The organism is Polynucleobacter sp. 39-46-10 (assembly GCF_002282275.1).
Genome location: NZ_NCJB01000052.1, coordinates 1 through 13,569, shown reverse-complemented (window position 1 = coordinate 13,569; position 13,569 = coordinate 1). Strand labels below are relative to the sequence as shown.

Here is a 13,569-nt window from a genome sequence, read left to right as displayed (position 1 = left end):
TTGTGGTTACGGCGACGTAGGTAAGGGCTCAGCTCAAGCTCTACGTGCTTTGTCTGCTCAAGTTTGGGTTACTGAAGTGGATCCAATCTGTGCATTACAAGCAGCGATGGAAGGCTATCGCGTGGTGACAATGGACTACGCTGCAGATAAGGCTGACATCTTTGTTTCAGCAACTGGTAACTATCATGTGATTACACATGACCACATGGTGAAGATGAAGAACCAAGCTATCGTTTGTAACATTGGACACTTCGATAACGAGATTGATGTGGCTGGTATCGAGAAATACAAGTGGGAAGAAATTAAGCCACAAGTTGATCACGTAATTTTCCCAGCAGCCAATGGAAACCCTGAGAAGCGCATCATCATCTTGGCTAAAGGTCGTTTGGTTAACCTTGGTTGCGGTACAGGCCACCCATCTTATGTCATGAGCTCTTCATTTGCGAACCAAGTGATTGCACAGATCGAGTTGTGGAATGCAGTTGGTACAGATAAATACCCAGTCGGTGTTTATACCTTGCCTAAGCATTTGGATGAGAAGGTTGCTCGTTTGCAGCTCAAGACATTGAATGCACAGCTAACTGTACTGTCAGATCAGCAAGCCTCTTACATTGGCGTAACGAAGGAAGGCCCTTATAAGGCTGACCACTACCGTTATTAATCTGCCCCTTGCTAGATATTGTTCAATAGAGAAATAGAGATACAGGCCCAAGATCATGGAATTAAGCGTTGAATTCTTTCCTCCAAAAACACCTGAAGGTGAGAGCAAGTTGCATCTGGTGCGCGAGCGTTTTAGTGAAACGCTCAAGCCCGCTTTTTATTCTGTGACTTTTGGTGCCGGTGGCTCTACTCAATCTGGCACACTAAAAGTAGTGAGCGATATTCATGCTGCTGGTGCAGCAGTTGCTCCACACTTATCTTGTGTTGGTAGTTCACGTGAGAGCGTGCGCGACATGTTAAAGCAATACCAAGCTTTAGGTGTTAAACGTATCATAGCTTTACGTGGTGACTTGCCATCTGGCATGGGTCAGTATGGTGAGTTTCATCACGCTAACGAGTTAGTGGAATTTATTCGTGCAGAAACGGGTGATTGGTTTCACATTGATGTCGCAGCTTATCCAGAAACACACCCTCAAGCTAAGTCGCCCGCAACTGATGTGGACTTCTTTGTGCAGAAGATGAAGGCTGGGGCCAATTCAGCAGTAACTCAGTATTTCTACAACAGTGATGCGTATTTCCGCTTTGTGGATGAGGCTTATGACTTGGGCGTCACTGAGCCAGTCATTGCTGGAATTATGCCGATTACCAATAGCACCCAGTTACTGCGTTTTTCAGATGCTTGTGGCGCAGAAATTCCGCGCTGGATTCGTTTGCGTTTGCAGTCTTATGGCGATGACACCGCTTCGATTCGTGCGTTTGGTGAGGAAGTAGTGACTGATCTTTGCGATCAACTTTTAACTGCTGGCGCACCAGGATTGCATTTCTATTCCTTGAATCAAGCAGATGCTGTTTTGGCGATTGCAGACAATCTCAGTCTCAATAAGTAATTAATAAGCCTGACTCAGTCAGCATGGCATCCAAAGGCTCATCATGTGTTTGAGCCTGCCATTGAGCATCATCTAATTTTTGCCAATCAAAGCCAATGCCTACGCACAGTAGGCTTGGTTTAGCTTTACGTAGTTGGGCTAAGGTGCGGTCAAAGTATCCACCCCCATACCCAAGTCGCCAATAACGCGTTTTATTACCCACACAGGATTCTGACCAGCCTACACAGGGAATCAAGATGCAGTCTGGAGTGACTAGAAGTCTACGAGGGTTATTCGGATCTGGCTCCGGCACGCCGTGGCGACTTGGAATTAGTAAGTCACCCGCTTGCCAGGCATAAAAATCTAAATGTTTATCGGGGCGCGCAAAAGGGAGTGCTAGCGTTCTAGCTTTATTGCCCTCGGCCCAAGCTAATAGAGTCGGCCGAAGATCCAGTTCATCTTGTATGGGGCAATACAAGGCAATAGATTGAACTTGAGTGTCATGGTCGGCCAGAAAACCAGCTAAGCCGGTCAAAATAGCTTCTCGTGCCATGGGATAGCTTGCGCTAGCCGCAAACTGTTTCCTTTGGGCAAGTAAGTCCTGCCGTAGCGATTTTGGAGAATTGCCGTGCATATCGACCATTATCAGGCGAAAATTGAGAGATATAGTAAATCGATAAGGCTAGACGGTGAAAAAGAGGTTTGATGTTTTTAGTTCTGGGCAAAGAGCTTTGGGCGGAATTCTATTTCTGGCTCTATTGAGCAGTTCGCCCAGTATTTTTGCTGAGAAGGTGAAGAAAACCGTTCCCGCTAAAGTGAGCAGAATTTCAGCCTTTGAAGTTACTGAGGGTGATCGCACCTTTATTGAGTTGCGTGAAGCGGCCAAAAGAAATGATGCGGTCCGTGCGCAAACCTTAGCTGCTAGCCTCTCCAATTACCCATATGAAGACTATGTAAGCTATTTCCGTATCAAACCTCAGCTATTTGATAGTGCTGGTGTGGCGCGAGCCGATAGTAATGCGGACTCACAGGTAGTGGCTTTTCTAAATCAATATCAAGGTACTGCTCTGGCTGATCGGATGCGTAATGATTGGCTACTCGTTTTGGGTAAGCGAAAAGATTGGTCAAGTTTTGATGCTGAATATCCTAAGTTTGTTTTGGATGACGACACGCAAGTGAAGTGCTATGCACTGCAGTCAAAATTGGCGCAGGGGGAGAACCCAACTAAAGTTGCAATCGATGCCCGCGCAATACTATTAGATCCACGTAATTTTGGTCAGGCTTGCCAAGAATTGGTACCCGCCCTAGTTGTTACTGGGGGAATGACGCCGAGTGAGGCTAAGGCAATTGGCCGTGCTGCTAGTGAAATGGGTTTTGACACCATGTCACGTCGCCTGGGTGGTGAAGATCCGATTGCTGATATTGTGAAGGTAGCCAAAGCAGACCCTGCAAAAGCATTTAGAGATTTTTCTCAAAATGCATCGCGCTATAGCAAAGAAAACCAGGCCGTAGCTTGGGGCGTAATTGGTCAGTTCCTTGCAAAGAAATTAGATCCCAATGCGGATGATGCATATCATTTTCAACAAGAACTGGGCTATAACGATCTTCTTTCAACTGAAGGGCAAGAGTGGAAAGTGCGGGCAGGTCTACGCGCCAAAGACTGGGTACTGGTAAAGAACGCAATTGAAGGCATGAATCCTGTCGTTCGTAGTAGAGATCCCGCTTGGACTTATTGGTATGCACGTGCATTAAAAGTTGATGGCCAAAATGAAAAAGCACGGGAGAACCTTGAACTCATTGCTGACCAGTACAACTTTTATGGACAGCTTGCTCGCGAAGACTTGGGTAAATCAAATCATGCGCCTGCAAGAACCAAAGTGAGTGATGCAGAAATCGAAGCCATGTCTCAGCGCAAAGGCTTCATTAGGGGTGAGCGCTTCTATGCCATGAATTTGCGCTTTGAAGGTAATCGCGACTGGAATTGGGAGTTGCGTAATATGAGTGATAAGCAGTTACTTGCAGCCGCTGAATACGCTAAGCGGATTGGTTTGTACGACCGCGTTGTGAATACGGCTGATCGTACCAAGCAAGAGCATGACTTTAGCTTACGCTACCCAACCCCTTATCGCGATGAGCTATCACCAATTGCCAAACAAATTGATTTGAACTTGGCGTGGGCATATGGCTTGATTCGCCAAGAGTCACGCTTCATCATGAATGCCTCATCATCAGTTGGTGCCTCAGGATTAATGCAGGTGATGCCAAATACAGCGAAGTATGTTGCCAAGAAAATTGGTATGACTTCGTATACCAATGACAAGTTGGCAGACACTAATACTAATTTAACTTTGGGCAGTAATTATTTGAATATGGTCTTGGTAGATTTAGATGGATCTTGGGTTCTCGCATCTGCCGCCTATAACGCTGGACCATCACGATCTAAAACTTGGCGGGAAAAACTCACTAGCCCGACTGAGGGCGCGATCTTTGCAGAAACGATTCCATTTAATGAGACGCGCACCTATGTAAAAAACGTTTTGGCGAACGCAACGTATTATTCATCAGTGATGCACGGTCAGACACAGTCTTTAAAACAGCGTTTAGGGGTAATTGCTCCTAAAGCAGCAAACGCATCAGAGCTACCTTAGTATTTCAACTGCATAGGAGTTTTATGAAATATGACATTCTGCTAATTGGCGGTAACGGTTTTGTCGGTAGAGTTTTGGCTGCTCAGTTGCAATCTGAGGGCTATTCTGTTTTATTGCCGACTAGACACTTAGCATCTGCACGTGAATTGCGCATGCTGCCAAAAGTGCATCTAGAAGATGCTGATGTGCATGAGTTTGATGTTTTGCAAGAGTTTTGCTCACGAATCAAGCCTGGTGGTGCAGTCATTAATTTAGTGGGCGTACTGCATGACAAGCCTGCACAGCCTTATGGAAAAGTATTTGAAGCTGCGCATGTAGAGCTTCCCAAAAATATTATCACTGCTATGCAGTTGCACGGCCTAAAACGTTATCTACATATGAGCGCATTGGGTGCAGACTCAAATGGCCCATCAATGTATCAGCGTAGTAAAGGTGATGGCGAGGCCGCTGTAAAGGCTAGCAATCTTGACTGGACTATTTTTAGACCTTCAGTCATTTTTGGTGCCCAAGATCAGTTCATTAATTTGTTTGCTAAGTTGACAAAGTTATTTCCAGCCATGCCCTTAGCAAACTCTGGGGCACAGTTTCAGCCGGTGAGCGTGGATGATGTGGCTAGTGCATTTACCAAGTCACTAAAAATGCCATCTACTATTCATCAATCTTATGATTTGGTGGGGCCTACTGTTTACACCATGAAAGAGATTGTGGAATTTGCTGCGCGTAAGGTCAACACAAAATGTGCCATTATTCCTGTTCCTGATTTTGTTGGGCATCTTCAAGCTTTAGCTTTTGAGTTTCTGCCTGTCCCAACCTTAATGTCGCGTGACAATATTGCATCCATGCAGTTGCCTAATATCCTCCCGCTCAATGGAGTAGACGCATTGACTAAGATCTTTAGCATCAGCCGTCGTACATTAGAAGGCATGAAATAAGTCGATGAAGATTTATGCGGTCGGTGGCGCTATTCGGGATACCCTGATGGGCTTGCCTATACACGACATTGATTATGTTGTAGTTGGCTCTAGCGTAGAAGAGATGATTGCTCAGGGCTTTCGTCCGGTGGGTAAAGATTTTCCAGTGTTCTTGCATCCAGAGACGCAGGCTGAATATGCATTAGCGCGTACAGAGCGGAAAACGGGGAAGGGTTATAAAGGCTTTATGTTTTATGCTGACCCGACGGTCACGCTAGAGCAGGACCTAGAGCGTCGAGATTTGACTATTAATGCAATGGCACAAGAGGTCGACGCGGATGGTAAATGGGTGGGCCCTATTTTGGATCCCTACAACGGCCAGCAAGATTTAGCAGCTAAGGTGCTTCGCCATGTGTCCGATGCGTTTTCCGAAGACCCTTTACGTCTTTTGCGTATCGCTCGTTTTGCAGCGCGTTTCCCTGAATTCATAGTAGCGCCAGAAACCATGGCCGCCTTGCAGGCGATTGTTCATTCCAATGAATTATCAGCACTCTCGGCTGAAAGAATTTGGCAAGAGTTGGCTAGAGGGTTGACTGCCAACAAGCCAATGCGCATGTTCCAAGTTTTGCTAGATGCTGGCGCAGCTAAGGTATTACTACCATCAACGCTGACATCTCATTTGGCTAAAGAAGATTATCGTGAGCAGCTCATTGCATATCTGCATGCCACAAATCAACTAGAAGACCGCTGTGCTGTCACCCTCATGCATCTACCTGCTTGTGAAATTCGTTCATGGTCTGAGTGCGTCAAGATGCCAAATGAGTTGCGTGACTTCAGTGAAATATTTAGTGAGCTCAATCTACTGATTGAGAAAACAGTTGGTGACCTCGGCGGCGTATATCAATCCGCCGTTATATTAACTTGGTTCAATCGCGCAGATGTTTGGCGTAAGCCTGATCGTGGATACGCATTGCTCGATTTAGCTAAACGCATTGGTTTAAATGTCGGCACTTTAATTTCAGCAATGCAAAATGCTCAATCGCTCAACACGGCGGAAATTATTGAAGGTGTTCCTGCAGACCAGAGGACCAATGGTGAAAGAATTCGTAGTGCGGTTGATACTGCGAGACTCTTGGCAATTACTGCAGCCATAAACAACTAAAAGCTTACAGCCGGTTTCTACCTCGAAGGCCTGGCAAGTCCTCTAAGACATGATCTGGCAATATCTCAGATAGCTTCTTTGAGAAAGCAAAGACTTTAAAGAGCTCCCCCATCTCCGCTTCAGATAATAGTTTCTGCAAAGAATTCGAAATCGGTAAGAAAGTTTCTGGCTTGCTAGGATCGCCAATCTCCAATGCAATATCGCCAATGCCGGCATCTAGTAAATAAGATGCCTGATTACTGAGATAGACATCATCAACTTTTTCTTCTAGCGCACTACGTGCGATCTGAGACCATTCCACATGCGTTGTTAAATCACAAAGCCCTGGAAGATGAAATGGATCTTGAATGGCATGATGTCGATGATGCGCCATGAGTGTGCCCTCGAGGCGTTGTGCATGGTAGTACTCGCTCTCTGGAAATCCATAATCAAAAGTGAGGAAGAGGCCGGTATCAAGATGATTGGCTACTTGGCGCATCCAAGCATTAGCTGGCGGATGTAGCTCTGTAAGGTATCCCTCAGAAAAGTTTCCATTCAGCAATGCATCTGGAAGTAGTGACTGCTCAACGGGTTGCCCTACTGACCAAGTAAGCTTGCCATCAATTACAGCGACCCCTTGTTGATACCAAAAGCCATTTTGAAAAATGATGGCATCACACGGAATAGCATCAATGACTTCATTGGCCAGAATGATGCCCTTGAAGTTGTTAGGTAAAGAACTTAACCAATTGGATTGAGTAGATAGGGCCAGTTTCTCTACAACTTGCTTGAGGCGCTCTTCTTGCCTTTGGGCTAGGTCGGGTGAGATCTCAATAATGTCGTAGCGATCAAGTGAGAAACCGAGATCGTGCAGTCGGCTGAGAATAGATTCAGCTAACTTACCAGTGCCAGCGCCAAACTCCAGAATTTGGGTAGGGAGCCCCTGAGCCTTCAGCCCTTCTAGAATGGGCAAAAGGGTTTCTACAATAGCCGCGCCAAATAAGGGGGACAGCTCTGGGGCTGTCGTGAAATCACCGCCAGCGCCCAATTTGTGGGCTCCAGCGCTGTAATAACCCATGCCTGGCTCATATAAAGCCATTTCCATATACCTTGAAAAGGGCATCCAGCCGCCTTTGGAAGCGATTTCAGCCATTATTTTTTGGCTCAGATGCTCTGTATGAGCCGTTTCAAGGCTGGTCAAGGTAATATCCATAGCTCCTTAGTCTAAGAGAATTTAAGTGAACTTGAGTTCAAACCCATCACCTCAGCAAAATAAAGCGGTTTTAGTGACCGGTGCAGCTAAGCGCCTTGGTCGGGAAATTGCCTTGGAATTTGCTCGTCAGGGCTGGGATATCGCAATTCATTATGGCCGTTCGGAATCTGATGCTACAGCAACTGTGGCTGAAATTCAGAAGCTTGGGCGTAAAGCTGTCGCATTTAAAGCTGATCTCGCCAGCGAAGCAGAAATCCATTCTCTATTTGCCGCAGTTGTTGCTGAGTTTCAAAGCCTTGAGTGCCTCGTGAATAGCGCCTCAATCTTTGAATATGATCGCGCCAATTCGGATACTCCGCTGAGTGGTAAAAGTTTGCAAGACCACATGCAAGTCAATTTAGCCGCACCTATTTTGCTATCTCAGCTGATGTTTGAATATCACAAGCGTCAGACGAAGAATGCAAGCGAGAGCAATTTATCAATCCCATCGGTGATTCAGTTGCTCGATCAAAAATTAATTAATCTCAATCCAGATTACTTGTCTTACACATTATCTAAGGCAGCACTCCTTACTTCCGTTGAGGTGCTGGCGGTAGATTTTGCTCCTCACTTAAGGGTGATTGGTTTAGCCCCTGGGATTACATTGACCTCAGGCGATCAAACTGAGTCTGGTTTTACCAAGGCACATCAGATGACGCCATTAGGTAAGTCATCCACACCTAGTGACATTGCAAAAGCCGCTGTATTTTTAGCTAACTCAAATGCGATCACAGGAACTACTTTATATGTCGATGGTGGGCAGCATCTATTACCATCATCACGCGATGTGATGTTTAAAACCAATTAAGAATTTAATACAGAAGAAAAATTCAAAAAGAGTTCATAAAAATATGCATGCCATTCTTTCTCATCCAGCACTTGCGGATTGCCGCCGCTTATTTCTACGTGACTATGAAATCTATATCAATATTGGCGTTCATGACTTTGAGAAAAAGGCTGAGCAGCGCGTTATTCTGAATGTAGATCTTTATATCCCGCTGAATATGAATACGCCATCCAAGGATCTATTGGAAGAAGTGGTTGATTATGACTTTATGCGTGAGACCATTAAGGCACGGTCTTCCCAAGGACATATCCATTTGCAAGAAACCTTCTGCGATGACATCGTGGCTGCTATGCTCTTGCATCCGAAGGTGATTGCTGCTCGTGTTAGTACAGCTAAGCCTGATGTATATCCAGACTGTCACTCTGTTGGTGTTGAAGTATTTCGGATGAAGCAAGCTTAAAGAAGATCCAGAAAAATTTAGTCGCTATGAGTGATATCCGTAAAGTCGTCTTCGAAGAAAACAAGCTTGAGAAAAAGCTCTGTCGTTTAGTTGGCCAAGCTATTGGTGACTTTGGCATGATTGAGGATGGCGACAAAGTCATGGTGTGCTTGTCGGGCGGCAAAGATAGTTATGCCATGCTCGACATTCTATTGAAGCTACGGGAGCGTGCCCCAATTGATTTTGAGATCGTTGCTGTCAATTTAGATCAAAAGCAGCCAGGATTTCCAGCGGAGATCTTGCCAAATTATTTAAAGGCTTTGGGCGTTCAGTACCACATTGAAAATCAAGATACCTATAGCATCGTCAAGCGTGTAGTTCCAGAAGGCAAAACGACTTGTGGTCTTTGCTCTCGTTTGCGTCGTGGGATTTTGTATCGCGTAGCAGATGAGCTCGGTGCTACCAAGATTGCCTTAGGTCATCACCGTGATGACATCCTAGAAACATTAATGCTTAATATGTTCTTTGCTGGCAAACTCAAAGGCATGCCACCAAAGCTGCGATCTGATGATGGTAAACATATTGTCATTCGTCCTCTCGCCTACGTTCCTGAAAAGCTACTTGAACGTTATGCGGTGGATATGAACTTCCCGATTATTCCGTGCAATCTGTGTGGCAGTCAGCCCAATCTCCAGCGCGGTGCTATGAAAGAGATGTTGCGCGAGTGGGAGAAAAAGCACCCAGGGCGCGTCGAGAATCTCTTTCGCTCAATGCATCACATTGTTCCGTCCCATTTAATGGATGGTGAGGCCTTTGATTTTAAGAATCTTGAGATTTCTACTGAGTTGTCGGGTATTGCTGCAAGATCTGCTGGCGATAAAGCGATTGATGAGACAGAAATCGATGAAATAGCCTGCGGAACGTTGATTCAGGGGTCTTATAATCCCTCTTTATGAACATCGTTATTTTGGCTGCTGGGCAGGGAAAGCGGATGAAGTCCGCATTACCCAAGGTTCTTCAAACCTTGGCCGGGAAACCCCTTCTCCAGCACGTTCTCAATACAGCCTTGGATTTACAGGGTAAAAACACTAAAACTGGCCCCATCGTTGTTGTTGGGCATGGTGCAGCCGATGTTAAAGAGTTTCTTCAAACAGCTAGCGTGCAAGATTCTCGCTTTGGCAAAGTTGCTACTGCATTGCAGGCTGAGCAAAAAGGAACAGGCCACGCTCTATTACAAGCATTGCCCAAACTGGATGTAGATGCACCTACTTTGGTTCTGTATGGCGATGTGCCACTTACAAGTAAAAAGACGCTCTCTAAATTAGTCAAATTGGCTGATGGCGTGCGTGGTCAAGATTCTGCATTAGCGTTGCTAACTCAAAACCTCAATAAACCAACGGGCTATGGCCGTATCGTGCGAGATATCGATGGTTCGGTAAAAGCGATTGTTGAAGAAAAAGATGCATCACCAGAGCAAAAGCGCATTCAAGAAATTAATACCGGCATTATGGTTCTGCCAACCAATTCACTGAAGAAGTGGTTGAAGGCATTGCGAGCCAGTAATGCCCAGGGTGAGTACTATTTAACTGACGTCATTGCGATGGCAGTTAAGGATGGAGTTCCCATTCGTACTGCGCAAGCTGATGCTGAGTATGAAACTGTTGGCGTTAATAGTCGTGATCAGTTAGCTGCTTTAGAGCGAGTACATCAGCTTAATCAAGCAAACGTTTTAATGGATGCTGGTGTTTCTTTGGCTGATCCAGCGCGTATCGATATTCGAGGAACACTCGAGTGTGGCACGGACGTCTTCATTGATGTTGGCTGTTTATTTGAAGGTTGCGTGACTTTAGCTGCTGGCACAAAAGTAGGCCCGTACTGCATTATTCGCAATAGCGTGATTGGCAAGGATGTCACAATCCATCCATATAGCCATATCGATGGAGCTCAAGTTGGCGCAAGCTCGCTGATTGGGCCTTATGCTCGTTTGCGTCCCGGTGCAGATCTGTCCAATGATGTACATATTGGCAACTTCGTCGAAGTGAAGAACAGCAAGATTGCCGCCAATAGCAAAGCCAATCACTTGGCCTACGTGGGTGATTCGATCGTAGGCTCTAGAGTCAATATCGGTGCCGGTACGATTACCTGTAACTACGATGGCGTCAATAAACATCAAACCATCATTGAAGATGATGTTTTCATTGGTTCGGATACACAGTTGGTGGCCCCAGTGCGCGTTGGCCGTGGTGCCACACTCGGTGCGGGCACAACCCTGACTAAAGATGCGCCGCCAAATCAACTTACCGTGTCACGAGCCAAGCAAATTTCATTGCAGTGGCAACGCCCAGTAAAGCAAGATAAAAAGCCGCAAGAGAAAAAGTCGGCAATCAAGAAGGCTGCTGTAAAAAAAGTAGCCACCAAAAAATCCGTGAAAGCTAAAAAATAATGTGCGGAATTGTTGGCGCAGTATCGCGTAAAAATATTGTCGAAGTTTTAATTGAAGGTTTGCGTCGTCTTGAATACCGCGGTTACGATTCTTGTGGTTTTGCAGTAATTAATAGCAATGATGCTAAACACCCCATTGAGCGTGCTCGCACTACTGCTCGTGTTTCTGAGCTAGCAGAGCAGGGCAAGGATTTTCATGGCACCCTAGGTATTGCACATACTCGCTGGGCAACCCACGGTAAACCTGACACACAAAATGCACATCCCCATATTTCTGGTGGATTAATTGCTGTTGTTCATAACGGTATTATTGAAAACTACGAATCACTACGTACTGAATTGAAGTCTGTGGGCTATGTATTTACTTCGGAAACAGATACTGAAGTGATTGCGCATTTAATTCATCAAGCTTATGTGGCAAGTAAGCAGGCAGATCTGGTTGCTTCGGTGCGCTCTGTGTTACCGCGGCTACATGGTGCTTATGCAATTGGTGTGATCGCGCAAGATCGTCCAGATATTTTGGTGGGTGCACGTGTGGGCTCTCCATTGGTGGTTGCACTCGGCGAGAATGAAAACTTCCTTGCTTCTGATGCCTTGGCTTTAGCAGGTCGCGCACATTCAATGATGTATTTAGAAGAGGGTGATGTTGCTGTTCTTGGGGCAGAGAGTGTTGAGATCATTGATCAATTAGGTAAGACTACACAGCGTGAGCAAAAGCAAATGCCAGCCCAGGCTGACTCTGTGGATCTGGGACCTTATCAGCATTACATGCAAAAAGAGATTTTTGAGCAACCAAGAGCAATTGGTGACACGTTAGCCAACATCGCTAGTTTTGGTCCAGAGCTCTTTAGTGCAGATCCCGAGCAATGGAAAAAGTTTGATCAAATTTTGATCTTGGCTTGCGGCACTAGTTACTACTCTGCTTGTGTTGCTAAATATTGGTTAGAGGATTTGGCTGGCATTCCGACGCAAGTTGAGATTGCTAGTGAATATCGTTATCGCACAACCGTTCCTAATCCGAATACATTAATTGTGGTGGTCTCTCAGTCTGGTGAGACTGCAGATACTTTGGCAGCCTTGCGTCATGCGCAGTCCCTTGGCCATCAATACACGCTGGCGATTTGCAATGTAGCTAGTAGCGCCATGGTTCGCGAAACAAATTGGAATTTCTTGACCAAGGCTGGTACCGAGATTGGCGTGGCTTCCACTAAAGCCTTTACAACGCAGCTAGTTGCACTCTATCTGCTGGCTGTTTCATTGGCCAAGCGTGCAGGTAAGGTCAGCCCTGAGCAAGAAAAAGAGCTCTTGCGCGACATGCGTCATTTACCAAAAGCTTTGCATGCAGTATTAGCGCTTGAGCCGCAGATCATGGCTTGGAGTTCTGCGTTTGCTAAATGTGAAAACGCATTATTTCTCGGGCGCGGCATGCATTATCCGATTGCCCTTGAAGGTGCGCTCAAGTTAAAAGAGATTTCTTATATTCATGCTGAGGCCTATCCAGCTGGTGAGTTAAAGCATGGCCCGCTGGCCTTGGTAACTGAAAAGATGCCAGTGGTTACAGTGGCTCCAAAGGATGACTTATTGGAAAAGCTCAAATCCAATATGCAAGAAGTCAAAGCCCGTGGTGGAAAGCTTTATGTCTTTGCTGACCAAGATACTGATATCACCAGTAGCGAGGGTATCAACGTGATTCGTTTGCCCGAGCATTACGGCAATTTATCTCCAATCTTGCATGTAGTCCCGCTTCAACTCTTGGCGTATCACACGGCTTGTTCTCTCGGCACTGATGTTGATAAGCCCCGCAATCTCGCAAAGAGCGTTACGGTCGAGTAGTCTCAATTCAGTACAAATATTTGTACGCAGTAATGGATGCTCCTGAGAGAATGATGAAAAAACTGATTGGCATACAAGGCAATGATCGGGGTCACTGGGTAGGCGATGGTTTTCCTGTGCGCACCTTGTTTTTCTATCAAGACCTGGGCAAGCAAATGAGCCCATTCTTGATGCTGGACTATGCGGGCCCAGCTGAGTTCCCCTCCACAACTGAGCGCAAGGGTGTGGGCTCACACCCACATCGCGGCTTTGAAACGGTCACCATTGTTTATGAAGGTGAGGTGGCACATAAAGATTCAACGGGCCAAGGCGGTGTAATTGGCCCTGGTGATGTGCAGTGGATGACTGCTGGGTCTGGCATCTTGCATGAAGAGTTTCACTCAGAAAGTTTTGCTAGAAGCGGCGGCACTTTGGAAATGGTGCAGCTCTGGGTGAATTTGCCAGCAAAACTCAAAATGACTAAGCCAGCTTATCAAGCCATTGTGGATAAACAGATTCCTGTGCTTGATTTACAGAATGGTGCAGGGCAAGCGCGCATCATAGCTGGGAAGTTTGATGGTCACCAAGGCCCCGCTCACACCTTCACCCCA

General features: G+C 46.0%; 13 protein-coding genes. 11 read left to right on the top strand and 2 right to left on the bottom strand.

Translation table 11 applies throughout. The features are described from left to right. Both B7X71_RS06375 and metF read left to right on the top strand, forming a co-directional pair. On the top strand, positions 1-661 hold a 661-nt coding region (locus tag B7X71_RS06375; RefSeq protein WP_293600380.1), incomplete at its 5' end, for an adenosylhomocysteinase. 55 nt (positions 662-716) lie between these two features. Further along, complete coding sequence (gene metF / locus B7X71_RS06370; RefSeq protein ID WP_293597366.1) at positions 717-1,547, top strand: methylenetetrahydrofolate reductase [NAD(P)H]; 831 nt, start codon at positions 717-719, stop codon at positions 1,545-1,547. On the opposite strand, the gene B7X71_RS06365 is transcribed toward metF, so the two are convergent. Beyond that, positions 1,537-2,160, bottom strand: a complete 624-nt coding sequence (locus tag B7X71_RS06365; RefSeq protein WP_293597365.1) for a 5-formyltetrahydrofolate cyclo-ligase — start codon at positions 2,158-2,160, stop codon at positions 1,537-1,539. The two genes, metF and B7X71_RS06365, sit on opposite strands and share 11 nt — an antisense overlap. Before the next feature lie 55 nt (positions 2,161-2,215). Here B7X71_RS06365 and B7X71_RS06360 point away from each other — a divergent pair, with 55 nt between their 5' ends. The 3 genes from B7X71_RS06360 to B7X71_RS06350 are packed head-to-tail and all read left to right on the top strand — an operon-like array spanning position 2,216 to position 6,247. Then, positions 2,216-4,174 (top strand): lytic transglycosylase domain-containing protein, encoded by a 1,959-nt coding sequence (locus tag B7X71_RS06360; RefSeq protein ID WP_293597364.1) that lies wholly within the window; start codon positions 2,216-2,218, stop codon positions 4,172-4,174. A 23-nt stretch (positions 4,175-4,197) separates the two neighbouring features. Further along, positions 4,198-5,106: a complex I NDUFA9 subunit family protein gene (locus B7X71_RS06355; RefSeq protein ID WP_293600379.1), complete on the top strand. Its 909-nt coding sequence runs from the start codon at positions 4,198-4,200 to the stop codon at positions 5,104-5,106. Between the two features lie 4 nt (positions 5,107-5,110). Continuing rightward, complete coding sequence (locus B7X71_RS06350) at positions 5,111-6,247, top strand: polynucleotide adenylyltransferase (RefSeq protein WP_293600378.1); 1,137 nt, start codon at positions 5,111-5,113, stop codon at positions 6,245-6,247. Positions 6,248-6,251: 4 nt separating this feature from the next. Here B7X71_RS06350 and B7X71_RS06345 read toward each other — a convergent pair whose 3' ends face one another. Continuing rightward, the gene (locus B7X71_RS06345; RefSeq protein ID WP_293600377.1) at positions 6,252-7,439 is read right to left on the bottom strand and encodes an SAM-dependent methyltransferase; all 1,188 of its coding nucleotides are present in this window, start codon (positions 7,437-7,439) and stop codon (positions 6,252-6,254) included. 25 nt (positions 7,440-7,464) lie between these two features. On the opposite strand from B7X71_RS06345, the gene B7X71_RS06340 reads away from it, so the two are divergent. The 6 genes from B7X71_RS06340 to B7X71_RS06315 form a co-directional block, all read left to right on the top strand. After that, entirely contained in the window at positions 7,465-8,286 is an 822-nt protein-coding gene (locus B7X71_RS06340; protein ID WP_293597360.1) for an SDR family oxidoreductase, read from the top strand. Between the two features lie 43 nt (positions 8,287-8,329). After that, positions 8,330-8,725: a dihydroneopterin aldolase gene (locus B7X71_RS06335; protein ID WP_215302202.1), complete on the top strand. Its 396-nt coding sequence runs from the start codon at positions 8,330-8,332 to the stop codon at positions 8,723-8,725. A 26-nt stretch (positions 8,726-8,751) separates the two neighbouring features. Next, the gene (gene ttcA / locus B7X71_RS06330) at positions 8,752-9,660 is read left to right on the top strand and encodes a tRNA 2-thiocytidine(32) synthetase TtcA (protein WP_215386946.1); all 909 of its coding nucleotides are present in this window, start codon (positions 8,752-8,754) and stop codon (positions 9,658-9,660) included. Next, entirely contained in the window at positions 9,657-11,147 is a 1,491-nt protein-coding gene (glmU, locus tag B7X71_RS06325) for a bifunctional UDP-N-acetylglucosamine diphosphorylase/glucosamine-1-phosphate N-acetyltransferase GlmU (RefSeq protein WP_293597359.1), read from the top strand. Before ttcA ends, glmU begins: the two co-directional genes overlap by 4 nt. Next, entirely contained in the window at positions 11,147-12,979 is a 1,833-nt protein-coding gene (glmS, locus tag B7X71_RS06320; RefSeq protein WP_293600376.1) for a glutamine--fructose-6-phosphate transaminase (isomerizing), read from the top strand. Before glmU ends, glmS begins: the two co-directional genes overlap by 1 nt. A 53-nt stretch (positions 12,980-13,032) precedes the next feature. Further along, the coding region (locus tag B7X71_RS06315; RefSeq protein ID WP_293600375.1) for a pirin family protein at positions 13,033-13,569 on the top strand (537 nt) is incomplete at its 3' end.